Origin of the sequence: Mangrovimonas sp. DI 80, from assembly GCF_001975575.1 — a bacterium.
GTDB lineage: Bacteria > Bacteroidota > Bacteroidia > Flavobacteriales > Flavobacteriaceae > Mangrovimonas_A > Mangrovimonas_A xylaniphaga.
Genome location: NZ_MSDT01000005.1, coordinates 14841 through 40751, shown reverse-complemented (window position 1 = coordinate 40751; position 25911 = coordinate 14841). Strand labels below are relative to the sequence as shown.

Sequence of the window (25911 nt, the reverse complement as noted above, 5' to 3'; positions counted from 1 at the left end):
CAATAAAAATTAACCCGATTGGATTAATCGGTGCAAATTTACAAAATAGTTAAGCAACCTGTATCATTAAAAAAGGTTACTTACATCAAAATTTACAGGCACAAACTATTCCCTGTTTTCAATGCTTTTATAAGCCTCAATGACCTTCTTCACCAATTTATGACGAATCACATCTTTGTCATCCAAGAATACCATCCCTACCCCTTCTACATTTTTTAAAATGAGTAAAGCTTCCTTAAGACCTGAAATGGTACGCCTAGGCAAATCGATTTGTCCTGGATCTCCCGTCAATAAAAACTTGGCGTTTTTTCCCATACGGGTCAAAAACATTTTCATTTGGGCGTGAGTGGTATTTTGACCCTCATCCAAAATCACAAAGGCATTATCCAAGGTACGTCCTCTCATAAAGGCCAAAGGCGCAATCTGGATCGTACCGTTTTCAATAAGCGTCGTCAATTTTTCAGCAGGAATCATATCCCTTAACGCATCGTACAAAGGTTGCATGTAAGGATCTAATTTTTCCTTTAAGTCCCCTGGTAAAAACCCAAGATTTTCCCCAGCTTCCACAGCTGGCCTTGTAAGGATAATTCGTTTGACCTCTTTGTTTTTAAGAGCTTGGACGGCTAGCGCAACTCCCGTGTAAGTTTTTCCTGTCCCCGCAGGGCCAATGGCAAAAACCATGTCGTTTTTACGCATACTTTCCACCAATTTACGTTGGTTTAGGGTTTGGGCCTTTATCAGTCTTCCACCCACACCGTGTACAATGGTTTCTCCACTTTGCTCTGAAGTTGTGTAATCATCAGTGCTTTGGCTAGTCAATACACGTTCTATAGCGTTTTCATCCAGTTTGTTGTATTTGCCAAAATGGCCCATCAACATAGTAAGGCGGCGGTCAAATTCTTCGAGTAAATCTTCGTCGCCATAAGCTTTAATTTTATTGCCTCTTGCGACAATCTTCAGTTTGGGAAAGTACTTTTTAAGAAGTTCGATATTTACATTGTGCGCTCCAAAAAACTCTTTTGGAGCAATTTCTTCCAATTCAATTATAAGTTCATTCAAAAGCTAAGTGATTTAGTACATTATTCTGTTTTTGTTTTATTAGTTTTGTGGTAAATAAAACGGGCGCCATTTTTTTAATTCTCCGAATAAAAATAGCAGAAATAAATTGTAATTAAATTGACTTCGGTTATTTTTATTTGATTTTTTTACACAATGGAAAGCTACATAATTTTAATGAAATTTAGGTTAAAAAACTATCAACAATTTTAAATGGCAATTATCACATTAACGACCGATTTTGGAGAAAAAGACCACTTCGCCGGAGCCGTTAAAGGCGCTATTTACAGTCAACTTCCTGACGTTCGCATTGTTGATATCTCGCATTCGGTGTCCCCTTTCAATGTTCCCGAAGCTGCCTATATCATCCAAAGTGCCTATAGCAGTTTTCCAAAGGGAACCATCCACGTTATCGGGATTGATTCTGAATTAAACCCTGAAAACAAGCACATTGCCATTAAATTGGACGGCCATTATTTTATCTGTGCGAACAACGGCATTATGAGTATGATTTGCTCCGAAATTGCGCCAGAGAAAATTGTGGAAATCAACATACACGATAAAATTGAAACCAATTTCCCTGTGCTGGATGTGTTTGTAAAAGTGGCTTGCCATATTGCCAGAGGCGGAACCCTTGAAGTGATAGGTAAAGTAATCAGTGATATCAAACCTATTAAAAACCTAACTCCTTTTGTTAATGATGAAAAAAACCAGATTATTGGTAACGTCATTTACATTGATAACTACGGAAATGTGGTAACCAACATCAAACGTAAATTTTTTGAATCCATCCAAAAAACACGTGCATTTGAAATTTCGGCACGCAGCTACAAGTTCAAGGAAATTTATAATAAATACAGTGATGTTATCAACTTCGACATTCCTGAAGAAAAACGTTACGACCAAGGAAAAGGTCTCGTGGTGTTCAATTCTTCCAACTATATAGAAATTGCCATTTACAAAAGTAACAGCAGTACTGTAGGAAGCGCCTCTACCCTTATGGGACTGCAGATGCGGGATACGGTGACCATCAACTTTTTTTAGCGCAAGACCCTTTAATATTCAATTAACTAAATTACACATATGTTTGTACGGATCGTGAAAATGAGTTTTCAACCCGATAAAATTGACACATTTCTTTCCAATTTTGAAGCCAATAAAACTAAAATACGAGCTTTTGAAGGCTGTCAGTTTTTGGAATTGTACCGAGACAAAAACAACCCCAACATTTTTTTCACATACAGCTATTGGGACACCGAAAACGATTTGGAAAACTACAGACATTCGGAACTGTTCAAAGGTGTTTGGGCCAATACCAAACCTCTCTTTAATGCCAAACCAGAAGCCTGGAGCGTTGATAAGTTGGAATCATTGGCTTAATACGTTCCTTCTCTCAAAATCTTCAAAGGCAATCCCATTTATTTTTTTACTTTTAACACCTAAAGTCAAGAAATGCTAGCTATACTTAAAAAAGAAATCAATTCGTTTTTTGCCTCCCCCATAGGCTACCTTGTTATTGCGTTGTTTTTATTGCTCAACGGTTTATTTTTATGGGTCTTTAAAGGCGATTTTAATATTTTGGACAATGGTTTTGCAGACCTGACCACCTTCTTTACCCTAGCACCTTGGATTTTAATTTTCTTGGTTCCCGCCATCACCATGCGAAGTTTTTGTGATGAGAAAAAACAAGGTACCCTGGAACTTCTGCTCACAAAACCGGTGAGCCAAATTCAAATTGTGTTGGGTAAATATTTAGGCTCCCTGCTGTTAATTGTGATGGCTTTATTACCTACGCTGCTTTATGCTTATAGCATTTATAAACTAGGAAACCCTGAAGGTAATTTAGATGTGGGCAGTACCCTTGGTTCGTATTTTGGATTGTTGTTTTTAGCCGCCGCTTATACTGCCATTGGTATTTTTTCTTCGACACTTACCGACAACCAAATTGTAGCGTTTATCAGTGCGGTATTTTTATGCTTCTTCTTCTACTTTGGATTTGAAGGGCTTTCCAGTCTCAACCTTTTTGGAGATACGGTTTACCTAGAAAAACTAGGGATGGAAAACCATTTTAAAAGTATGAGTCGTGGGGTTTTGGACACTCGGGATTTACTGTACTTTTTGAGTATCATTGCAATTTTTGTGTTGCTGACTGCTAAACGCATCCAAACAAAAAACATCAATAAAAAAGATATCATAGGGCTATCTACATTTGTAATAGGCTTATTGGTTCTTAATGTTATTGCCCAAAGCATCTACAAAAGATTCGACCTTACCCAAGATAACCGGTATACACTGTCGCAAGCTGCTTTAAATACAGTTTCAGAAGTAGATTCTCCTTTAATTGTAGATGTATTTTTGGAGGGAGATTTCCCTTCGGAATTTAGACGCTTAAAAGAAGAGACCCGTCAAATTTTGGAAGAGTTTGCTTTATACAATTCCGATGTGACTTTCAATTTCATCAATCCAGTAGCGGATGAAACAACTCGTGACCAAAACATTCAACAATTGGCACAACGTGGCCTACAGCCCTTTCAATTGTCGATAAAGGAAAGCGGCAAATCGTCACAAGAACTTATTTTTCCTTGGGCTTTGGCCAGCTATAATGAGCAAACAGTTAAAATTCCGTTGTTGAAAAACAATATTGGAGCCACAGACCAAGAACGTGTGAACAATTCCATTCAGCATTTGGAATATGCCTTTGCTGAGGCTTTCAAAAAACTTACCACTACAAAAGAAAAGAAAATAGCCATCCTCAAAGGAAATGGCGAACTGGAAGACATTTATATCGCCGATTTCTTAAAGACCTTGAAAGAGCATTATAATATTGCGCCTTTCACCATGGACAGTGTTGCCAAGGCTCCTGAAAAAACGTTGAAACAGTTAGAAGGTTATGATCTGGTTATTGCTGCAAAACCAACCGTTCCTTTTTCCGAAGAAGAAAAATATGTTTTGGACCAATACACCATGAACGGTGGTAAAAGTTTGTGGTTAACGGAAGCTGTGATTATGGATAAGGACAGTTTGCTTAATGAAACTGGACGTGCCATTGCCGTTATGAGAGACAATAACCTAAATGATTTCTTCTTCAAATACGGAGTCCGAATTAATCCTGTCCTAGTTAAGGATATGTATTCGGCGCCAATTACTTTGGCGATTGGAGAAGGTAACAATACACAGTTCCAGCCACTACAATGGCCGTATTCGCCTTTAGCTGCCAACAATCCCAACCACCCTATCACGAACAATATCAACTTGGTGAAATTTGATTTTGCCAGTCAGATAGACACCTTGAAAAACAGTGTTGACAAAACCATTTTATTGAGAAGTTCCAGCCTTACGCAGTTGGAAGGTGTGCCACGCGAAATAAGTTTAGAGATCGTTACCCAAGAGCCAAATCCGGAAACCTTCAACAAAGGGCACCAAACATTGGCGGTTCTTTTGGAAGGCGAATTCACTTCGGTATACAACAACCGTGTAAAACCTTTCAAACTTTCCGAAGATAAAACTACCAGTGCCCCCACCAAAATGATAGTAGTGGCCGATGGTGACGTGATCAAAAATGACGTGGTTAGAAACCAACCTCAGGAATTAGGATTTGATTTCTTTACCAAGCGTAATTTTGGCAACAAGGAGTTCTTGGAAAATGCCGTAAATTACCTTTTGGAGGATGATGGACTTATAAACATTAGAACCAAGGAAATTGATTTGGCCTTTTTGGATCCTCAAAAAATAGTCGAGCAAAAAAACAAGTGGCAGCTTATAAATCTTGTACTTCCACTCCTTTTATTGGCCCTTTTTGGACTAGGTTTCAACTACGCCAGAAAGCGAAAATACACTTAACAGTTGTTAATAAGTTTGTTTTAATTTAAAAGTGGTTTAGGATATATTTGTAGGACAATCTAGTATATAAAAACAAATACATGAAGTTTATAGTATCGAGTACGTATTTACTTAAACAATTACAGGTTCTGGGAGGCGTGATCAACAACTCCAATACGCTACCTATTTTAGATAATTTCCTTTTTGAATTAAATGATTCCAAGCTTGTAGTTTCTGCAAGTGATTTAGAGACTACCATGTCTTCTGTGATAGATGTAGAAAGTGATAGTACAGGAAGTATTGCCCTACCAGCGCGCTTGTTACTTGATACCTTAAAAACATTCCCTGAGCAGCCCTTAACTTTTGTGGTTGAAGACAACAATACTGTTGAAATTAGTTCTAACCACGGTAAATATGCTTTAGCATATGCCGATGGCAATGAATTCCCTAAAGCTATTGCTCTTGAAGATCCAAGTACTACAACTATTGCTGGTGATATTTTGGCGACTGCCATTAGCAAGACCATTTTTGCTGCTGGTAACGATGATTTGCGTCCTGTAATGAGTGGTGTGTTCTTCCAGTTTTCAACAGAAGGCTTGACCTTTGTGGCAACCGATGCCCATAAATTGGTAAAATATACCCGTGAAGATGTAAAAGCCTCTCAAGTGGCGGAATTCATCATGCCTAAAAAACCTTTAAATCTTTTAAAAGGAATTTTGGCCACTAATGAAGATGCCGTAACTATTGAATACAACGATTCTAATGCCAAGTTCATTTTTGACAACTCGGAGTTGGTATGTCGTTTGATTGATGGAAAATACCCTAACTACGAAGCGGTAATTCCTAAAGAAAATCCAAATAAACTTTCCATAGACCGTACGCAGTTCTTAAACTCGGTACGTCGTGTGAGCATCTTCTCTAACAAGACGACTCATCAAATTAGATTAAAAATTGCTGGTGCAGAATTAAATATTTCTGCGGAAGATATTGATTACTCAAACAAAGCCGAAGAGCGTTTAACTTGTGATTATCAAGGAGACGATATGCAAATTGGGTTCAACTCACGTTTCTTAACTGAAATGTTGAACAACCTAAACTCTGATGAGGTACAATTGGAAATGAGTTTACCAAACAGAGCCGGTATTTTGACTCCTGTCGATGGCTTAGATGAAGGAGAATTGATTACCATGTTGGTAATGCCAGTAATGCTAAATTCATAATTAACTGACCCAAAATAAGTGTTAAATAAAAAAGAGCTCACAATTTTAGTGAGCTCTTTTTGGTTCATCTCTTTATAAAAATAACTAACTAATAAAATTAAGAGATAAGGGATATTTAGGAACTTCTCCGTTACTTGCTTTTATGGCGTTAATGATTGGAAATGCCAATGAAATCAATCCTACTACAATCAAGGTTACAATTCCAAGACCCAACAGAAAAATCAAAGGAATACTTAAAAGCGAGTATACAATGATGCTTAATTGAAAGTTTACAATTTCCTTTCCCTGTTGGTCCATAAAGTACACACGGTCCTTTTGGGTCAACCAAAGCACCAAAGGCACTATGAGCCCTCCAACACCAGTAAGACATGTCAACAACTGGCTTAAATGCGTTACTACCAATAGTTGTTTATCTTCTCTCATCGCTATTAATTAAATTGATTACACCTATTGGTAGGATAAATTTCAAAAACGTTACAAAGCAGATAAAATATTTTTATAAACTCTTCTTAAAAACGAAAAAGGCCAATTCGCGATTCACGAATTGACCTTTTTCCATCTATATTAGTTTTTGTCTTACTTTAATGTAGAAGGACAAACATAATTGGTTACGGGAATACCTGCATTTTTAATGGCTGCAAATCCTCCTGCAACATCCACCAAATTGTGGATCCCACGGCTCTTTAAAATCGACGCTGCAATCACTGAACGGTATCCTCCGGCACAGTGTACATAGAATGTTTGATCCTCCGGGAACTCTGCCAAGTGATCATTTAAGAAATCTAACGGCGTAAAATGAGCAGTCTCAATATGTGAGGCAGTAAACTCTCCATCTTTTCTAACGTCAAAAATTGGCAAGTCTTCTTTTTCCATACGGGATTTCAATTCTTCTGCAGAAATTGAAACTAAACTGTCGGTCTCCTTCCCTGCTTCACTCCAAGCTTCAAAACCACCTTTTAAATAGCCAAGGGTATTATCAAAACCAACTCTTGACAATCTAGTCACGGTTTCTTCTTCTCTTCCTTCTGGGCATACCAATAATATTGGTTGTTTGGTGTCTTTTATCAAAGCACCTACCCATGGCGCAAATCCACCATTGATTCCAATAAAAATAGAACGTGGAATATGACCTTTTACAAAATCTTCCGGATTACGAACGTCCAACACGATAGCACCAGTTTCATTGGCGGCCACCTCAAATTCTTCAGGACTTAAAGCTCGTGTACCACGTTCCAATACCTCATCGATATCTTCGTAACCTTCCTTGTTCATTTTTACATTCAATGGGAAATATTGTGGAGGCGGCAACAATCCATCGGTTACTTCCTTAATGAATTCCTCTTTGGTCATGTCTGCTCTCAAAGCATAATTCATCTTTTTCTGGTTACCAAGGGTATCTACCGTTTCCTTCATCATGTTCTTTCCACAGGCAGAACCAGCACCGTGTGCAGGGTATACAATCACCTCATCTGCCAACGGCATGATCTTGGTACGCAAGCTATCATAAAGATATCCTGCCAAATCTTCCTGAGTCAATTCTTTTCCTTTTTGAGCTAAATCTGGACGTCCTACATCTCCCAAAAACAAAGTATCTCCACTGAAAATAGCGTAGTCCTTTCCGTTTTCGTCTCTCAATAAATAGGTGGTACTTTCCATAGTATGCCCTGGTGTATGTAGAGCTATAATGGTAACATTCCCCAATTTAAACTCCTGACCATCCTTAGCGATAATTGCCTCAAAAGAAGGATTGGCATTTGGTCCGTACACAATTGGGGCTCCTGTTTGCTTGGACAAGGTAACGTGACCACTCACAAAATCGGCATGGAAATGGGTTTCAAAAATGTATTTGATGGTTGCATTGTTTGCTTCTGCTCTATCTATATAAGGCTGTACTTCCCTTAACGGATCAATTATGGCCACTTCACCATTACTTTCTATGTAATAGGCTCCCTGCGCCAAACATCCTGTGTATATCTGTTCTATCTTCATAATAAATGATTTTCTTAATTATTCGCCTACAGCACTTTACAAAGTTACTATATGCTTTATTACCATTGAATAAATTCTTTAATTATAATATAAACTGCCATGATCAATATAAACCAACCAAAACTCTTTTTAAGCTTGGAATTTGACACATATTTTGAAAGGGAGCCCCCAATCAAAATACCGATAATGGTCAATGCTGAAAACAACAGTAAAAATGTCCAATTGATGGTTTGCGTATGAACGTCTCCCAAAAATCCAATAAGGGAGTTGATGGCAATAATCACCAAAGAAGTTCCTACGGCCTTCTTCATGGACAAGCCGGCCCAAAGTACCAATGCCGGCACATATAAAAATCCCCCGCCAGCGCCAATAACACCTGTAATGACACCAATAACCATTCCTTGAACAAAGGTTTTGTAATATGGTTGTGGTTTATGGACTTCTTCTGTTTTTCCCTTCTTTTTAATCATGGAAGTAGCTGCCATAAACATGACTACTGCAAAAAATACCATGATTAACATATCCTTGGAAAGGACATAACCTCCAACATTGAATATTTCATCGGGAATATGCGGTACCAAAAAGCGTCTTGACATATAAACCGCCAAAAACGACGGAAAGGAAAAGGCTAATCCGGTTTTAAAATCAACTTGCTTCTTTCTGTGCTTTTGAACCACACCCACCAAAGAAGATGAGCCTACCACAAATAAGGAATAGGCCGTAGCCACAACAGGGCTATAACCCAGAAGATACACCAATAAAGGCACTGTAAGTATGGAACCTCCTCCACCTATCAAACCTAAAACCACTCCAATTACCAGAGCTGCAACATAACCAACTATATCAATCAATGTCTTTAATTTTGGTGCAAAAGTAATTTACTTACCGCAATTGATGGTAACATTGGTTACAGTTTATTATAGATCTAAGACTTTGATGCTGTTACGATGAAGTTTGATATGCCCTTCCTTTTCCAAGGATTTTAGAAGTCTAGAGATTACTACTCTGGAAGTATGCATATCATTGGCAATTTCTCTATGGGTTACATTTATAAGGTCATCATGATTGGCCATAGCCTTGTCCTTTAGGTATTTTAACACCCTTTTATCCATTTTTAAAAAGGCAATGGCATCAATGGCTTCCAACAACTCCGTCATGCGTTCATTATAGCTCTGAAGAATAAAATTCTGCCAACTTTTGTATTTGGTCATCCATTCTCCCATTTTTTGAACAGGAATCATGATCAACTGCGCATCTGTTTCGGCAACCGCTCTAATTTCGCTTTTCTTCTGCTCCATACAGCAGGATAAGGTCATGGTACAGGTATCGCCTCTTTCAATAAAATATAGAATCAGTTCGTCACCCTCTTGATCTTCGCGTAAAATTTTAATGGCTCCAGAAATCAACAAAGGCATAAACTTGATGTACTCTCCTATTTCTATCAAAATATCCCCTTCCTTGACCTCCTTAAAGGTTCCAAATTCCTGAATTTCCTCAAGCAATTCATCTTCAAACAAATAACCGTAATATTGTTGTAACGCGTCCTTCATAAATGTGTATTCTAAGAGGTGTTAAAGATAAGATTATAAAACTAATGTACCACACCCCTATTTCCACAAATCCCTAGAAGAAATTTATCGTATTGAATACCAAAGCAAAACAACTTTAACCAGCATAAAAATACATGTAGAAGAAGAAAAATTTAAGGAATATTCGTTATATTCACCAAGAAATAACGATAGTGAAATCATGATATCCGTATCCGAAGCTTTAAACATATTAAAAGGCATCAATATTCCGCATAAATCAGAAATATGTCCTTTGGATGAGGCATTGGGAAAAGTTTTATTTGAAGACATTTATTCTCCTATTGATATGCCTCCGTTTCGTCAATCGGCCATGGATGGCTATGCCATAAAATGGAGTAACGCCAAAAGCTATAGGCTAATCAATGAATCGAAAGCCGGCGACACGCTTAACCATTCTTTGAATGACGGCGAGGCAGTACGTATTTTTACGGGAGCTTTGGTCCCTGATGCTGCAGACACCATTGTGATCCAGGAACACGTTACAAGGAACAGTGATGCTATTACTATTGATAAACTACCAGAAAAGTCGGCTAACATTAGACCAACTGGGGAACAGATAAAAAAGGGAGACCTCTCCCTAGCAAAAGGAACCAGTCTTAATGAAGCCGCTATTGGCTATTTGGTCAGCTTGGGCATTCATGAAGTAAAAGTTTACACCTCTCCAAAGGTTACCATTGTGGTTACTGGAAATGAACTACGTGCACCCGGTACTATGCTTAAGCCAGGAGAGATTTACGAAAGTAACGCCGCCATGCTATCGGCTGCTTTGAGAAAAATTGGCATTACCAATATAACAAAGTATAAAGTAGAAGATACTTTAGAAGCTACTGTAACAACGATTTCCAAAGCCATAGCTGCTTCCGATGTAGTATTTGTCTCAGGGGGAATTTCTGTGGGCGATTATGATTTTGTAAGAGAGGCATTATTAAAAAACAATGTCGAAGAAGTGCTTTACAAAATCAATCAAAAACCGGGGAAACCTTTGTGGTTTGGACAGAACAAGGACACCTTTGTGTTTGCGCTTCCCGGTAATCCTGCATCGGCTTTAACCTGTTTTTATGTCTATGCGCTTCCTCTACTAAAAAATTATATGGGATTTAATAATGGAGCATTACAGCGCATACAGGCCAAAACCAAACGCGATATTAAAAATCCTTCGGGGAAAACATTGTTTTTAAAAGCGCATTTGGAACATGATGCTGTAGAAGTTTTACAAGGGCAAAGCTCTTCTATGTTGTATACGTTTGCGCTTAGCAATGCTTTAGTCTGTATCCCAGAGCATATTACAGAAGTATCAAAAGGTGACATTGTTGAATGTATCAAATTGAATGAACAATGAACATTAAAAGTAGGGTTTGGATCGAGAACGACGGTAAAACCTTTTTAGGTTTCGGACGTATTTTGCTGCTCAAAAAAGTGGAAGAAACCTCCTCTATCAATGCTGCGGCCAAGGCCATGAATATGTCCTATAAAAAAGCATGGAAATTGATGAACGACATGAACGATGTTTCCAAAGAACCCATTCTTATAAAAAACATCGGAGGTAAAAATGGTGGAGGTACGACGCTTACCCCTTACGGAAAAGCCTTGATTGAACAATTCGAAACCATCAACAACAACTGTATGGCCTATTTGGAATCGGAATTTAAAAAATTGGAACTATGAGCATGCTAAGCACAGAAGCCTTCATCCTTTTTGCAATTATTTTAGTTGTGATTGCCTTTTTGTACGCTAGTGTTGGTCATGGTGGTGCCAGTGGCTATTTAGCCTTAATGGCCCTGTTTTCATTCCCTATTGCCTTTATGAAACCAACGGCCCTTTTACTGAACATTTTTGTGTCTGGGATTTCCTTTTGGTTTTTCAAAAAGAATAAACACTTTAGGTGGCAACTGTTCTACCCCTTCGCTATTACGTCTATTCCTGCGGCATTCTTGGGAGGCTACCTAAGTATCAACCCAACCTTATACAAACAAGTTTTAGGGGTGTTTCTAGCCATTGCCATCATGAGAATTCTTGGTCTATTTGGAAAGGAACAAAACATTCAAAAGCCTATTAAGCTTCCCTTGGCATTGGCCATTGGTTTTGGAATCGGCCTCTTTTCTGGAATGATTGGTATTGGCGGCGGGATTATCCTTAGCCCTGTCATTATTCTATTGGCTTGGGGAAATATGAAAGAAGCTGCGGCTGTTTCGGCACTGTTCATTTTCGTGAATTCCATTTCAGGGATTTTAGGTTTCACCTATAACCAGAATACCATTCCTATGGAATCTTTTGTATTTATTCCCATCGCTTTAATTGGTGGGACCTTAGGCGCGCTCTACGGAAGTAGAATTTCTACCAATGTCCAATTGAAGTATATTTTATCGATAGTCTTACTGATTGCCTCCATTAAATTAATGACCTTATGAGTTTTGCGTCCAACATAACGGCTTATATTTTGTGCGGTGGCGCCAGCAAGCGTATGCAGGAGGAAAAGGGCTTGGTACTTTATAAGGGGCAACCATTCGTTAAACATGTCATCGACGCCGTGAGGCCTATTACATCCAATATCTATTTGGTGACTTTCAATGAAGCCTATCGCCAATTTGGATTGGAATTGCTCCCCGATTTTTATAGTAACAAAGGTCCTGTTGGAGGTATTTACACCGCGTTGAAGCATTCTTCAACAGCAAATAATCTTATCTTGAGTTGCGACATTCCAGAAGTGTCTACCAAAGTCGTTTCAAAATACATCATAGCAAATCTTTCTGAAGCCGATGTAACCTATGTTAGCAATGGAACGGATAATTTTCCCCTTATTGCAGCTTATTCCAAAACATGTTTACCAATTTTTGAAAAAGCCTTAGCGCAAGACAATTTGAAATTGCGAAGCGCAATTGAACAATTGAATTGTAATCGGATTATTGTTGAAGAGGAAGACCAATTGGCGCTAAGAAACATCAACACGAAGGAAGAATTACAAACTTTAATCAATGAAACCCGAGATACCTTAGGGAACTAAATTGCAAATTATGGAAACAAACGAATTATATCCCATTTTTGTAAAAGTACACCAACTCAATGTGCTTATTGTTGGCGGTGGCAATGTTGGTCTGGAAAAGTTATCATTTATGCTGAAATCCAGCCCCCGTGCCAATGTAGAGGTGGTTTCTATTACATTTCATGAAGACTTGATTGCATTGGCAAATAAACACCCTAGTGTAAAGCTTACTCAAAAAGCTTATGACATTTCAGATTTGGAAAATAGGCATTTGGTAATTGGCTGTACCGATAATCTTGAAGTCAACTTACAGATAAACAAGGATGCCAAAAGCAAACACCTTTTGGTGAACATAGCCGACACCCCAGATCAATGCGATTTTTACCTAGGTGGAATTGTTACCAAGGGCAATGTAAAAATTGCCATTTCCACAAACGGTAAATCTCCCACTACCGCCAAGCGTATCAGGCAGTTTTTGGAAGATGTCATTCCGGAGGACATCAACCAATTGGTCAACAATCTTAACACCTACAGAAAAACCATTAAAGGCGACTTTGAAGAAAAAGTAAAACAAATGAACCAAATCACAAGTGGTTTGGTCAATAAAAAAGAATAATATGGCTGTTATAAAATATTTTGGTGCGGTTGCTGAAATTACACAGTGTACAGAAGAACATATAGAAGTGAAGAATGAAACATTAAGTGACATCCTTGAACAATTATTTAAGAAATATGAACTTCAGCAATTGCCAATCCATATTGCTTTAAATGCCAATTTAGTTAGCATTGAAGCCGAAACGGCAATAGCAAATACCGATGAAATAGCTTTATTACCACCATTTGCAGGAGGATGATTATGAACAGATACAGCAGACAAATTAATTTGCCCCAAGTGGGCATTTCTGGGCAACAAAAACTTACCGATGCTAAAGTGTTGGTTGTGGGTGCCGGTGGTTTGGGCTGTGCTATATTGCCTTATCTCACATCAGCGGGAATTGGTACCATAGGTATTATTGATGGCGACACCGTGGATGAAACCAACTTACATCGCCAAACACTTTTCAGCGAAAAAGACATCAATCTCAACAAAGCAAAAACTGCAGCAGACCATTTAAAAAAGAACAATTCAACGGTATCCATTGAAACCTATGATGCATTTTTAAATGGGAAAAATGCTTTGGACATCATTCCTAAATATGATTTGGTAATTGACGCCTCAGACAATCTTGCTACTCGCTATCTCATCAACGATGCCTGTGTGTTGTTTGACAAGCCTTTTGTCCATGGCTCGGTTCATCAATTTGAAGGACAGGTCTCGGTATGTAATTATCAAAATGGGCCAACTTACCGCTGTTTGTTCCCCGAAGCCAACGGCAATGTTCAAAATTGTGAAGAAGCAGGCGTTTTAGGAACTACGGTTGGCCTCATAGGTATGTTGCAAGCCAATGAAGCTATGAAACTCATTTTAGGTATTGGCGAACTGTTATCAGGAAAACTATTGGTGTATAATACCTTGACCTCGTCACAACACATCTTTTCTTTTTCTAAAAAGCAGGAGCCAGTTATTGACAAGACATTTTATTCTGCCCAATATTTAAATAGTTATGTTAGGAATCAATCCATTACTGAAGCACTTCAAAATGATATAACCCTTATTGACGTTAGAGAAACAGGAGAATTGCCTTCTATAGAACACCCTAATGTACTCAAGCTTCCGCTTTCTACATTGGAATTAAATCTAGACAGTTTAAATCCTGAAAATATCTATGCTGTTTTCTGCCAAAGTGGGGTAAGAAGCAAGCAAGCTGCTAACATTTTAAAACAACAACAATTCAAATCCATTATATGTATCACCGATGGCGCCGAAGCCATTTCAAAACTATTGAAAGATGAAAAAAGTATTCATTGACGGTCCTATTTCACCGGAATTCATTTCAGAATCCATTCGCAAGCACCAAACAAAAACCGATATTGGTGCCCACAATATCTTTTTGGGACAGGTTCGAGCCGATGTGGTGAACAACAAAACGGTCGCTGCTATCGACTTTACCTGTTATGAAGCCATGGCCAATGAAATACTAACTGATATCAGGGAAAAGGCCTTCAAAACCTTTAACCTTACCTGCATGCATATTTACCATAGTTTGGGAACCGTGAAAGCTGGAGAAATTTGCTTTTTTGTGTTCGTTTCGGCTAAACACAGTTCGGAAGTCTATGAAGCCACCCAATACTTAGTGGATATTGTTAAGAAGAAAGTGCCTCTGTTTGGAAAGGAGATTTTTGAAGACGAAACCCATCAATGGAAAACCAATAAATAAACAATGGTAGACATAACCCATAAAATAAAAACCTTAAGAGTTGCTACAGCCCAAGCTGTAGTTAAAGTAAGTAAACAAGACACAATAGATGCCATCAAAAACAATATGGTGCCAAAAGGAAACGTGTTTGAAATGTCCAAAACTGCAGGACTATTTGCCGTAAAGAACACGCATAACATTATCCCGGATTGCCACCCCTTACCTATTGAGTTTACTTCTGTTGAATTTGAAATTAAGGATCTTGACATCAAAATTGATGTTACCATAAAAACCATATACAAAACAGGGGTTGAAGTTGAAGCTATGCACGGTGCTTCCGTGGTTGCCTTGACACTTTATGACATGCTAAAGCCTATCGACAAACAGATTGAAATTGGCACGATTAAACTTTTGGACAAAAAAGGTGGCAAAAGTAGTTTCAACAACAAACATAGATCGCAACTTAAAGCTTGCTTGTTTGTATGTTCCGATACTATTTCTGCAGGTTTAAAGGAAGACAAGGCAGGTAAAGCCATCATTGAGAAACTCGAACAAAATGATGTGGCCATTTCCAAATACGAAGTGATTCCAGACGAGATCGATATTATAAGAGAAAAAACAATCACGAATTCCGAGAACCATAATCTTATCATTTTTACCGGAGGTACAGGATTATCATTTAGGGATGTTACCCCAGAAGCATTGGAACCTATTTTGGAGCGACGTATTCCTGGTATTGAAGAGGCCATCCGCAGTTATGGCCAAGAGCGCACGCCTTACTCCATGTTATCCCGAAGTGTTGCAGGAACACTAGCCGATTGTTTGGTTTTAGCCTTACCAGGATCTACCAATGGCGCTAAAGAATCTATGGATGCCGTGTTCCCTCACCTTCTCCATATTTTCAAAATTTTAAAAGGACAGCAACACGAATAGATGCAAAAAAACGATTCCATATTGACCGATAGTTTTGGGCGAAAGCACAACTATCTCCGCATTTCATTGACTGAAAAGTGCAATCTACGCTGTACTTATTGTATGCCAGCCAATGGAGTTCCATTGACTCCCAAAAGCCATTTAATGACGGCCGATGAAGTTTTTGATATCGCTAAAATATTTGTAGAAAATGGCGTGACCAAAATACGGCTTACAGGTGGCGAACCATTGGTGAGAAAGGACTTTACAGACATCCTAAAACGTCTTTCAACATTACCTGCAAAACTGTCTATTACTACCAATGCCGTACTTTTGGACCGGTTTGTTGAAGACTTTAAAACTAATGGCCTTCAGGATGTCAACATTAGTTTGGATACACTCAATCCTGATAAATTCCAACTGATTACCCGAAGAAATGAATTTCAAAAGACCTATCAGAATATTTTGCTTGCCTTGGAAGAAGGCTTCAACGTTAAAATAAATGTCGTTTTGATGAAGGGCTTCAATGATGACGAAATAGTGGATTTAATTACTTTAACCAAAAATCTTCCAATCTCTTTAAGGTTTATCGAATTCATGCCTTTTGATGGGAACAACTGGAATAAGGACAAGTTGGTTTCCCAAGAAGAAATTCTCAATCAAGCACAAGAGCATTTTGGAGTTTCTGAAATTTCAACATTAGAAAACGAGCAAAATTTCACCTCAAGAAACTATAAAATCAAAGGATTTAAGGGTCAGTTTGGAATCATCAGTACAGTTACCAATCCTTTTTGTGATAGCTGTAACCGTGTTAGGTTAACGGCCGATGGAAAGCTTAAAAATTGTCTGTTTTCAAACAATGAAACCAATTTGCTCACATCCCTTAGAAATAACGAATCTATTGAACCTTTAGTTCAATTGGCATTAGTCAAAAAGAAAGCTACTAGAGCAGGCCTTTCAAGTTTTGAAGAATTCAACAATACTGAACTCCACAACAACCGAAGTATGATTACCATTGGGGGTTAATTTCCTAACAATCTTCTATTTTCTATTGAAAAACAGTCTTGAGATTGGAATTAACATTAGTCCTGAAAATACGAAGACAAAAAAGGCATATCGCAATCCAAAAGCGTGTGCTAAATACCCCACCATTGGAGGGCCTATCAACATTCCGATGGTTCCATAAGTAGAAATAATCGAAATAGCCATTCCTGCCGAGTACTTTTGGGAAGTTCCAGCCAAACTGAAGGCCATTGGGAATACAGAAGCAGTACCAAAACCAACTAAACAGAATCCGAACAAAGCTGGCCAAAAGTAAGGCCAAATAATCGAAATCAAAATTCCAATCGCTACACTAACGGCACTAATTGCAAAGGTTTTTGGCATTCCCAACAACTCCACTAAACGATCTGAAAAGAAACGTGACAACGCCATAAAGGTCATAAAAATTAAATACCCATAGGTAAAGACTTCTGCCTTGACCACTTCCTTAAAATACACCCCACTCCAATCGAACATCCCTCCTTCACACAAGGCTGCAAAAAACACCAAAAGTCCCAAATACAAGATAAAAGCATCAGGTTTACCTAAAATCAACTTATTACCAGAAGGCGCTTTGTCATTAGTCAATGTAAAAAAATAAGCTACAATGGAACATACCAGAGTTACTATTGAAACCACCATCAAGTGAACAGGCATTCCAATATTAAGTTTTACCATTAAAGTTGAAAACCCAACACCAACCAAACCTCCCGTACTCCATAATCCATGGAAGGAACCTACAATTCGCTTTTCATATTTCTTTTGCAACGTGATTGATTGGGTATTCATGGAAATATTAAGAATCCTCATAAAAAAGGAAAACACACAAATGCTTGCCACCAGTAAAAACGGTGTTGTGACAAAACCTATGGCCATAAGTGCCAAAGCAAAGCAAACAAACGCCACCACCAACGGTCCACGGCTATTATACTTGGAGATCAACCAACCAGACACAGGCAACCCAATAATAGAACTGATGGGCATGGCCAAAAGAATCGTCCCTAATTCCGCCTCATTAAAATTGAAATAGGTTTTAATACTTGGAATCCTCGATGCCCAAGTAGCAAAGGTCAAACCAGATAAAAAGAAATAGGTGTTTAAGGCAATACGTTGTTTTACTCTCTCTTGCATAACGAGACTTTGGTAAAAATTTAAACCGAATTAAGCCTACAAAATTAAATGAAAATGAGTTAGATAAATATCCTTAACACCCCATTTTAAAAAAATTACAGTTTCCTCATTTTTAAGAAGTTTTATTATCAAAGAACTAGTTATAACTATAATTTTCTTCCTCCTACTTAAATTCTTAGATGTTAAAACCTAAATTCCACAAAAACAACTCTAAAACAACAACTTACAGGAAACCCTTGAAAAACACAGAAAACTTTATTGAAAATCACATTAAATTAACCTAAGTTTGATATCATTTTTTCAATTTTAACCAACCAACTGTTTATGCTTTCTGCCCAAAAATCTGTTTTAAAAACAGCCAAACCACACTTACTTTTTATACTAGTATTTTTTTCATTCCTGAACACTTACGCCCAAATAACTTTTGAAAAAGGGTACTTTATTGATTATTCTGGTAAAAAGATAGAATGCCTCATAAAAAACACGGATTGGAGATACAACCCAACTGAGTTTAAGTACAAATTAGCTGAGGATTCTAAAGTTGAAACGGGTAATATCAACACGGTAAAAGAATTCGGAATTTACGACAGATCAAAATATTTAAATGCTTCTGTAAAAATTGATATTTCCTCAACGGACCTATCAAAACTCGGCTATCAAAAAGAACCTATTTTTAAAGAAAAACAACTGTTCTTAAATGTTTTATTAGAGGGAAAGGCTAATTTATACCTCTTTGTAGACGGTGGTATTAGACGATACTTTTTCAATACAGATATCAACCCAATAGAACAATTAATTTATAAGGAATATAAAGTTGAGGAAAATAAGATAAAAGCAAACAACGAGTTCAAACAGCAATTATGGAATTCATTGAAATGCGAGACCATTACTATGGGGCAAATTAAAGCCCTAGACTATCACAAAGATGATTTGCTCAATATTTTTATTGATTATAACGAATGTAACAACTCAGCTTACACAACTTTTAAAGAGAAAAAGAAGATTTCTTTTAATTTAGCCCTTCGCCCTAGACTTAATATTTCATCATTAAGTGTAGACAACCTTAGTTCAGATTTTAAAGATACAGAATTCGACCAAAGTTTAAATTTTGGATTTGGAGTGGAAGCAGAATTTGTTTTACCCTTCAATAAAAGAAAATGGGCCATTATTCTTGAACCTACATTTCAATATTACAAATCTGAAACTGAAAATGTCGAAAGTAATGTGGCGGCTGGAGAATTAAAAGCTACCGTAGACTACTCGTCAATAGAAATTCCTCTTGGATTGCGATACTACTTCTTTCTTAACGACAATTCTAAACTCTTTATTAATGGACTAGCTGTTTTTGATGTTGGTATAAAACAATCTGATATTAAATTTGAACTTAGTTATGCTTCCTTAAACCCGCTACAAATAAACACTTACCTAAATGCCGCTTTTGGCGCTGGTTATAAGTTCAGGGACAAATATAGTCTGGAGTTCAGATATTTTACAACAAGAGATCTAGTAACCCATCACTTGAATTATGATTCAAGCTACCAATCTATGTCTCTTATTCTAGGCATATCCATACTTTAGAGCGCTAATTACTCATTTTTAGATATTTAATAAATTAAAAATTAGGGCTACGCTTTAATTTTAGTATCTTGTAGTGTCATTAAACACTAAGAATTATGCGCTCAATTTATACTATTTTATTCATACTCTCAATATTTATCACTGGCTGTAACGCCTCTAAAAAAGAGAACACTATGTCATACGAATCACATGAATCTGAAATGAAAAACACCAATTCCCTGGAAGGCACATGGGAAGCCAATTACATAATGGGAGGTCCAAAAGATTTCAGTGACATCTATCCTCATGGAGCTCCAAAAATTACTTTTGATTTAGAAAAAGAAACGACCGCAGGGCAAACTGGATGTAATAATTTTAGTGGTCCTATAAAAATTGACGGCAATAGCATTCAGTTCAATGAAGCAATGGCTGTTACCCGAAAAATGTGTCCAGATATGACAGGGGAAAAGTTATTTCTAGACACCTTAAAAAAAATAAACAAATTCTCAATCAGCGAAGAGGGCCATACACTCAACTTAATCATCGGAGATATTGCTGCTATGAAGCTTCATAAACTTTAAGGAAGCACTTTTAAAATTCATTTCATTGGAGGAATTTCTATATTGTATCCTCCTTACATAAATCGAATTTTAGAAATCCAACCAACCCCTTAGTTATTTACTTACAGATAGTTACATTTTATTTCTTCAAAAATAACTATATTAGACTTGTAAAGAAACACTTGCGTTTTTTATAACAGTCTTACAATAAGAACGACTTTGAACTTAGTTCTCAACAAACATTTACTGATTATAATTTTATTAGTTACTATTTTGGGATGCATTTAAGAACCTTTTCCATAACACTAATTGCTCTACTATTCTTTTGTAACCTAAAGGCTCAAGAAAAGACTAAGAAGAGCGATACCCTACAGCTTATTGTAAAACCCTATGGCAGTTTTAGAGGTCATATGGCGGTATTTGAAAGGGAGTTGGAATTTCAGGAAAATGCCTCCAGAATTGGCTTAAATATTGATATTAAGGCCAAAGGTGTCACTTTTTTTATGGGAAGTGAACTTCAACTTAAAATGTTCAAGGGAAACTTAGGTTTTAATGCAGATGCTAATTTATCAGGAGGCTTTTTGGTTGCCGATTCCCCCCAGTCCGAACAGGTATTTGGTAGTCGCTTGGGATATTTAGGTTTTGACCTTAAACAATATGGTAAATTCACATTTGGAAAACAATGGAGCGTCTTTTATGATGTCACCGGACTTACGGACTGTTTAAATGTTTTTGGAGGCCGTGGTTCACCTACCTATTACGGAGGGACCGATGGAGGTACTCTTGGTACAGGAAGGGCCGACCAGGCCTTTGTATACAGAAATTCCCTTGGGCCAGTTTCACTCGGGCTTCAAATTCAGGCTAGGTCTGCTACTAACAACAAGTTTTTTGACAGTTATGGTGCCTCCTTAAGAATAAAGTTTTTAAAACACTTTTTAATTTCAGGGGCTTACAATAAAGCTTATTTAAATGAAACCCTAATTGAAGACCATTTGGTTTTAGGACTTGAAGGACAACCCCAGTACTATGCTTTTGGACTGCAATACAAGGACAAAAAACTACAGTTGGCGGCAGTGCTGTCACACCAAAACAATGGCGATTTAACTCATGGTGTTTTAATAGTAGATTCAGAAATCACCTCTCCCTCCGTAGTTTTTGATGCCACCGGATTTGAGTTCTACGGAAGATACCAATACCACAGTGCTATTTTTATTGTAGGGTATAATCTATACAATCCAGAAACCCAAGAAATCTCCGCACCCGATGGTCAAAAACCTGTTGTTGATGGGTTCAAAATTGAAGATTTTATCCTTGGCGCCGAATACCGCCCACTAAAACGAGCGTATTTTTACTCGGAATACAGAATTTCCAATGGAAGATCCTCCCTTGGTGTTAAAGATTATGATGTATTCACAATTGGAATTAGAATCAATATTGAAAAAACGTACAAAACCAAAATCAAAAAATTAATTTAGGCTTTTATATCAAAGTACACTTCTGATCTATTCGCCAACGGCCACTGTACTTGCTTCTATTTTCCCATCATAAGTAATCCGATTTCTATTACTACTGCTCACAGACAGATTAGAATTTCCGTTTCCATAAATTGTTAGAATCATTTTAAAGTTTTCTGAATTGTTTTTAACTGAAAAACTAATGGTAATTCTTCTTTTCTTTTCATCTATTTTTTGGCTGTAGTTATAAATATCTCCCTTCGCTACAACACCTCCACTGGAACTCGATCCATATCCAGAAGCTACCTGAGCTACCCCAAAATAAGGCAAATCTGCATCTACTTTTTGATGGTCCAATCTTAAAAAATTAGGATTGCCTATTAAATTAATTCTGCGTCCCTTTTGTGTAGTTGCCCAATCGGCTGTAAAGGTAAACACCTCCCCTTCCACAAGAGTTTTAGTTTTCGCAAACTCTTCTTGTTCCTGAGCTTCTTTTATCGCTTTTTTCTCTGCTTTTGTTTGGGCATTTACTGTTGTAACCGCAACAAGCAAAAAGAATAGGCTAACTACTATTTTTTTCATAACAATTGATTTTTTTTTTACTCTATATAAACCTTTTAAAACCTTTAATCCTCATCCCTTTTTCGTGACAATCCTCAAAAAAAGATATCCCAACAATCCTGAAATAAGAGATCCGGACAGAATTCCCAATTTGGAAAGTTCAATGAAATTTGGTTCGTCTTCAAAGGCCAGATTTGCAATAAAAATAGCCATGGTAAATCCCACACCTGCCAAAAGGCTCACCCCTACAATATGTTTAAAGTTGAGTCCCTTGGGTAAAGCAGCCATCCCCAATTTTACCCCTAAAAACGAAAAGGAAATCACCCCTAAACTCTTTCCCAACAATAAAGCCAACGCTAAATTTATGGCTAGGCTCATATCCCCCGAATTACTTCCTCCTAAAGGAATTCCGGAATTGGCAAAGGCAAATATTGGAATGATAAAATAGGCTACCCATCCATGTAAGTTGTTCTCCAATTGCTGCAAAGGAGACTGTACGTTGGCCACCCAATCCTGAATACCATCAATCAAGTAAATTTGCCGCTTTGAAAGCATTTCTCCTCCATCATTACTGGTTCTGTGAAGCTTAGTCGTTATGTCATCAAGGTAATCAATACTATCCTTTAAAGGATGTTTTCTTCGAATGGGAATAATCAATGCTACTAAAACTCCTGCAATCGTAGGATGTATTCCGGACTTTAAAAACAATAGCCACACAAGGGTTCCGCAAGCAGCATAAATATACATATTGAAATACCTTTTGGCACTCAAAGCCACCAAAATCAGCAACACCAATAAAGCATAGCCAATAAGCACCCAATCTATATGATGACTATAAAATATGGCAATGGCCAAAACCGCCATTAAATCGTCCACAATAGCAAAAGCAGTCAGAAATATTTTAAGCGACAAGGGCACTCGATCTCCTAACAATTGTAAAATGGCCAAAGAAAATGCAATATCTGTGGCCATAGGAATTCCCCATCCATCTGCTGTCAAAGGATCTTTGTTTAAAAACAAGAACAACCCTATTGGAATAAAAACGCCTCCTACCGCTGCAAAAATAGGTAGTGACGCTTTTTTTAAACTATTCAGTTCCCCCAACAAAATTTCACGCTTAATCTCAAGACCTATCAAAAAGAAGAATATGGCCATAAGCCCATCATTTACCCAAAGCGATAAAGGCTTGGATAATTCAAAACTCCCTATCTCAAAGCCTATATGATGGGTCCATATGTTTTGATAAGATTCAACGTAAGGAGAGTTGGCCCAAATTAAGGCAGTAATAGTGGCCGTAAACAACAAAATCCCACTTAAACTCTCAATTTTCACAAATTTGGCAATAGGAGCAACGATGGATCTGTTTAACTTTTTGGCCATTTTGGATATTTTGTATTAAAGGTATAAAAATACTTTGACCATCGCTAAAAAGCGATGGTCAAAGTGAGATGTAACACCCAATAAACAAACAATTTAGTTTAGCTTCTCGGCTTTAACAAGATCTTTAATAATAAGAACATTGGAAGGCACTTTCACTCCGTTTTTGAGAGTCATTGGGGAAACGGGAGGTTCATTATCGGATATTATAGAAGTTAGATGAGTTGTAGAATTTTCTATTTTATATTCACTTCTAAACCCAACCAAACTAATGTCTATATGTTTTTCTTTGGAACCTGTTTTTGCAAATTCCTTTATAAGCTGCAATACATCATGGTCTATATAAATTGTATTTGAGGCATCTACAATTAAACGGCTATTTTCCGGGAGATGCGCAAAAGTCTGCTTAATTGCTGCCTTGTTCAAAAAGGATACCTCTTGGGCCAGTTCCATATGAATGGTCTTACCCTCTGGATGTTCGTCCTTCTTAAAGAAATAGGCCAATTTCAAATTCCCTCTTAAAATAAAATATATACTCACAGCCAATCCAATGGTAACCCCAATCAACAAATCAGTCAATACAATAGCTATTACGGTAACGACAAAAGGAATAAATTGAAATTTCTTACTATTTCTCCACATGTGCATAAACACTTTTGGACTTGCCAAATTATATCCAATAACTATCAATACTGCCGCCAAGGAAGCCAGTGGAATTTTGTTCAAAATACTAGGAATGGCCAATACGGCTAGCAACAAAAAAAATCCATGTGAAATCGTTGCCAACTTGGTTCTTCCTCCCGAATCAACATTGGCCGAAGATCTTACAATTACAGAGGTCATTGGAATCCCTCCTATCATACAGCTCAGCATATTTCCAACCCCTTGAGCTTTCAATTCTCTATTGGTATTGGTATAACGCTTTAGAGGATCCAATTTGTCAGAAGCTTCAATACACAAAAGTGTCTCTATACTTGCTACAGCTACAATAGTTAGGGCCACTACCCATACCTGTGGATTCACAATTTGGGTGAAATCTGGCAAACTAAATTGTCCCCAAAACGCGGCCATAGAATCTGGTATAGGTAAGCTTACCAAATGTTCTGAACTTATAGCTAAACTAGACCCTGTATATACAAACACTTCGTTGATGGCCACCCCAACCAAAACTGCGACCAAGGAACTAGGAACCGACTTGATTTTTTGTAATCTCGGCACTTTTCTAAAAGCAATAATTACTCCAAGAGAGGCTAACATTACCAACACAGCACCCAAATGCACATAATTAATGGCATCAATTATTGTGGAAAACCAATCATGCCTTCCCTCCTTGTTAACGTGAAAAAAATCTCCCTCATTAATCACATCATACCCTACAGCATGAGGCAATTGGGTTAAAATAATTAGAATTCCTATCCCTGCTAGCATTCCCTCAATAACATTGGAAGGCAAATAGTTTGAAATAACACCTGCCTTTAAATACCCCAACACAATCTGAAGCACCCCAGCAATAACCCCAGCCAATAAAAATGCCTGAAAGGAGCCTAAAGTTGAAATAGCTGTAAGAACAATGGCTGTCAACCCTGCCGCAGGACCTGTAACACTTAAAGGTGAATTGCTTAAAAACCCAACCACGATACCTCCCACTACACCAGAAATAATACCTGCAAACAAAGGTGCGCCACTTGCCAAGGCTATTCCCAAACAAAGTGGTAAGGCTACCAAAAATACAACTAACCCAGATTTCAGGTCAGATTTTAAATATGTTGTATCCAATAATTTCATATCAATAGTTTATTTTAAGTGTAACTTCAGAAAAAGTGTATCCAAAATCCCATCAGATTTCCTTTCATTCTCAGTAACAGCATTATTGCTATTAACTTCTATATATTTAATGTCACTATTTCTTATAAATGGGGAGATATCAAAACACCTTTTAGAAGCAAAATTTTTATAACTCGTACTCGGAATCAGTGCTTCATCAATACTGTATATTTCCATAAACCCCTTAAATGCAAATCTATTTGTTCCATCAAAAACTACATTCTGAACATTTTTCACCTTGTAGCCATGATCTTCGAACAACTGCTTTTGCGCCTCCAAATACCCTGGAGATACTATGGAATTAAGAATTCTAGTGTTCGATAAATTCAGGTAATCGAACAAGGATTCACCAATTCTATAACCTGAAGCAAACACAATGCTCAAGGTATCCTCAGGAAAATTCAAGACAGCACTTTTCAATAACTGCAACGAATTTTCACTAAAATCTGTTGGTATTAATACGGTTTTCATTGCTCTAATTTTTACAATACAAACGTATTACAGCCAAATTAGAGCCGTTTAAGAACGAGATTAGAAAACGATT

At 37.5% G+C, this 25911-nt stretch carries 27 protein-coding genes; 17 read left to right on the top strand and 10 right to left on the bottom strand.

Annotation, left to right across the window (positions count from 1 at the left end):
• Positions 1-105 precede the first annotated feature (105 nt).
• The gene (locus tag BKM32_RS09880) at positions 106-1059 is read right to left on the bottom strand and encodes a PhoH family protein (RefSeq protein WP_053978022.1); all 954 of its coding nucleotides are present in this window, start codon (positions 1057-1059) and stop codon (positions 106-108) included.
• 210 nt (positions 1060-1269) lie between these two features.
• Here BKM32_RS09880 and BKM32_RS09875 point away from each other — a divergent pair, with 210 nt between their 5' ends.
• The 4 genes from BKM32_RS09875 (at position 1270) to dnaN (ending at position 6095) form a co-directional block, all read left to right on the top strand.
• Positions 1270-2100 carry an S-adenosyl-l-methionine hydroxide adenosyltransferase family protein gene (locus BKM32_RS09875; RefSeq protein ID WP_053978023.1) on the top strand — a complete coding sequence of 277 codons (831 nt, stop codon included), beginning with the start codon at positions 1270-1272 and terminating at the stop codon, positions 2098-2100.
• Positions 2101-2139: 39 nt separating this feature from the next.
• Complete coding sequence (locus BKM32_RS09870; protein ID WP_076663666.1) at positions 2140-2436, top strand: putative quinol monooxygenase; 297 nt, start codon at positions 2140-2142, stop codon at positions 2434-2436.
• 72 nt (positions 2437-2508) lie between these two features.
• On the top strand, positions 2509-4896 hold the full coding sequence (gene gldG, locus BKM32_RS09865; protein WP_076663665.1) for a gliding motility-associated ABC transporter substrate-binding protein GldG: 2388 nt from the start codon (positions 2509-2511) through the stop codon (positions 4894-4896).
• Positions 4897-4976: 80 nt separating this feature from the next.
• A complete protein-coding gene (gene dnaN, locus BKM32_RS09860; protein ID WP_053978026.1) occupies positions 4977-6095 on the top strand; it encodes a DNA polymerase III subunit beta in 1119 nt (372 codons plus the stop codon).
• Positions 6096-6179: 84 nt separating this feature from the next.
• Here the strand turns inward: dnaN and BKM32_RS09855 are convergent, their stop codons facing one another.
• From BKM32_RS09855 to BKM32_RS09840, 4 genes are all read right to left on the bottom strand, one after another.
• Positions 6180-6518, bottom strand: coding sequence for a DUF4870 domain-containing protein (locus BKM32_RS09855; protein WP_076663664.1), 339 nt, complete (start codon positions 6516-6518; stop codon positions 6180-6182).
• A gap of 153 nt (positions 6519-6671) precedes the next feature.
• Positions 6672-8084 (bottom strand): rhodanese-like domain-containing protein, encoded by a 1413-nt coding sequence (locus BKM32_RS09850; RefSeq protein ID WP_076663663.1) that lies wholly within the window; start codon positions 8082-8084, stop codon positions 6672-6674.
• Positions 8085-8143: 59 nt separating this feature from the next.
• Complete coding sequence (locus BKM32_RS09845) at positions 8144-8935, bottom strand: sulfite exporter TauE/SafE family protein (protein ID WP_053978029.1); 792 nt, start codon at positions 8933-8935, stop codon at positions 8144-8146.
• 66 nt (positions 8936-9001) lie between these two features.
• Positions 9002-9634 carry a Crp/Fnr family transcriptional regulator gene (locus BKM32_RS09840; protein WP_053978030.1) on the bottom strand — a complete coding sequence of 211 codons (633 nt, stop codon included), beginning with the start codon at positions 9632-9634 and terminating at the stop codon, positions 9002-9004.
• A gap of 199 nt (positions 9635-9833) precedes the next feature.
• Here BKM32_RS09840 and glp point away from each other — a divergent pair, with 199 nt between their 5' ends.
• The 10 genes from glp to moaA are packed head-to-tail and all read left to right on the top strand — an operon-like array spanning position 9834 to position 16888.
• On the top strand, positions 9834-11012 hold the full coding sequence (gene glp, locus BKM32_RS09835) for a gephyrin-like molybdotransferase Glp (RefSeq protein WP_076663662.1): 1179 nt from the start codon (positions 9834-9836) through the stop codon (positions 11010-11012).
• Positions 11009-11338 carry a winged helix-turn-helix domain-containing protein gene (locus BKM32_RS09830; RefSeq protein WP_053978032.1) on the top strand — a complete coding sequence of 110 codons (330 nt, stop codon included), beginning with the start codon at positions 11009-11011 and terminating at the stop codon, positions 11336-11338. Before glp ends, BKM32_RS09830 begins: the two co-directional genes overlap by 4 nt.
• On the top strand, positions 11335-12081 hold the full coding sequence (locus tag BKM32_RS09825) for a sulfite exporter TauE/SafE family protein (protein WP_053992405.1): 747 nt from the start codon (positions 11335-11337) through the stop codon (positions 12079-12081). Before BKM32_RS09830 ends, BKM32_RS09825 begins: the two co-directional genes overlap by 4 nt.
• The gene (locus BKM32_RS09820; protein WP_076663661.1) at positions 12078-12674 is read left to right on the top strand and encodes a molybdenum cofactor guanylyltransferase; all 597 of its coding nucleotides are present in this window, start codon (positions 12078-12080) and stop codon (positions 12672-12674) included. The genes BKM32_RS09825 and BKM32_RS09820 overlap by 4 nt, the downstream gene beginning before the upstream one ends.
• Positions 12675-12684: 10 nt before the next feature.
• Positions 12685-13269: a bifunctional precorrin-2 dehydrogenase/sirohydrochlorin ferrochelatase gene (locus BKM32_RS09815; RefSeq protein WP_076663984.1), complete on the top strand. Its 585-nt coding sequence runs from the start codon at positions 12685-12687 to the stop codon at positions 13267-13269.
• 1 nt (position 13270) lies between these two features.
• Positions 13271-13507: a MoaD/ThiS family protein gene (locus BKM32_RS09810; protein WP_076663660.1), complete on the top strand. Its 237-nt coding sequence runs from the start codon at positions 13271-13273 to the stop codon at positions 13505-13507.
• A gap of 2 nt (positions 13508-13509) precedes the next feature.
• The gene (locus tag BKM32_RS09805; protein ID WP_076663983.1) at positions 13510-14562 is read left to right on the top strand and encodes a HesA/MoeB/ThiF family protein; all 1053 of its coding nucleotides are present in this window, start codon (positions 13510-13512) and stop codon (positions 14560-14562) included.
• Entirely contained in the window at positions 14543-14971 is a 429-nt protein-coding gene (locus tag BKM32_RS09800; protein WP_053978035.1) for a molybdenum cofactor biosynthesis protein MoaE, read from the top strand. Before BKM32_RS09805 ends, BKM32_RS09800 begins: the two co-directional genes overlap by 20 nt.
• Positions 14972-14974: 3 nt before the next feature.
• Positions 14975-15883 (top strand): bifunctional molybdenum cofactor biosynthesis protein MoaC/MoaB, encoded by a 909-nt coding sequence (gene moaCB / locus BKM32_RS09795; RefSeq protein ID WP_076663659.1) that lies wholly within the window; start codon positions 14975-14977, stop codon positions 15881-15883.
• Positions 15884-16888 carry a GTP 3',8-cyclase MoaA gene (gene moaA / locus BKM32_RS09790; RefSeq protein ID WP_076663658.1) on the top strand — a complete coding sequence of 335 codons (1005 nt, stop codon included), beginning with the start codon at positions 15884-15886 and terminating at the stop codon, positions 16886-16888.
• A gap of 15 nt (positions 16889-16903) precedes the next feature.
• Here moaA and BKM32_RS09785 read toward each other — a convergent pair whose 3' ends face one another.
• Positions 16904-18034, bottom strand: coding sequence for an MFS transporter (locus BKM32_RS09785; protein ID WP_076663657.1), 1131 nt, complete (start codon positions 18032-18034; stop codon positions 16904-16906).
• Positions 18035-18358: 324 nt separating this feature from the next.
• Between BKM32_RS09785 and BKM32_RS09780 the strand changes: the two genes are divergently transcribed.
• The 3 genes from BKM32_RS09780 to BKM32_RS09770 all read left to right on the top strand — a co-directional run bounded on the left by BKM32_RS09780 (position 18359) and on the right by BKM32_RS09770 (position 21626).
• The gene (locus BKM32_RS09780; RefSeq protein WP_083702154.1) at positions 18359-19612 is read left to right on the top strand and encodes a porin family protein; all 1254 of its coding nucleotides are present in this window, start codon (positions 18359-18361) and stop codon (positions 19610-19612) included.
• 173 nt (positions 19613-19785) lie between these two features.
• Positions 19786-20172 (top strand): META domain-containing protein, encoded by a 387-nt coding sequence (locus BKM32_RS09775; protein WP_171971860.1) that lies wholly within the window; start codon positions 19786-19788, stop codon positions 20170-20172.
• 257 nt (positions 20173-20429) lie between these two features.
• Positions 20430-21626, top strand: a complete 1197-nt coding sequence (locus BKM32_RS09770; RefSeq protein ID WP_076663655.1) for a porin — start codon at positions 20430-20432, stop codon at positions 21624-21626.
• Positions 21627-21653: 27 nt separating this feature from the next.
• Here BKM32_RS09770 and BKM32_RS09765 read toward each other — a convergent pair whose 3' ends face one another.
• From BKM32_RS09765 to BKM32_RS09750, 4 genes are all read right to left on the bottom strand, one after another.
• The gene (locus BKM32_RS09765; RefSeq protein WP_076663654.1) at positions 21654-22187 is read right to left on the bottom strand and encodes a DUF4251 domain-containing protein; all 534 of its coding nucleotides are present in this window, start codon (positions 22185-22187) and stop codon (positions 21654-21656) included.
• A gap of 51 nt (positions 22188-22238) precedes the next feature.
• Positions 22239-23546 carry a Na+/H+ antiporter NhaA gene (gene nhaA / locus BKM32_RS09760; RefSeq protein ID WP_076663653.1) on the bottom strand — a complete coding sequence of 436 codons (1308 nt, stop codon included), beginning with the start codon at positions 23544-23546 and terminating at the stop codon, positions 22239-22241.
• A gap of 93 nt (positions 23547-23639) precedes the next feature.
• The gene (locus BKM32_RS09755; RefSeq protein WP_076663652.1) at positions 23640-25328 is read right to left on the bottom strand and encodes a SulP family inorganic anion transporter; all 1689 of its coding nucleotides are present in this window, start codon (positions 25326-25328) and stop codon (positions 23640-23642) included.
• A 9-nt stretch (positions 25329-25337) separates the two neighbouring features.
• On the bottom strand, positions 25338-25838 hold the full coding sequence (locus BKM32_RS09750) for a hypothetical protein (protein ID WP_076663651.1): 501 nt from the start codon (positions 25836-25838) through the stop codon (positions 25338-25340).
• Between the last annotated feature and the right edge of the window lie 73 nt (positions 25839-25911).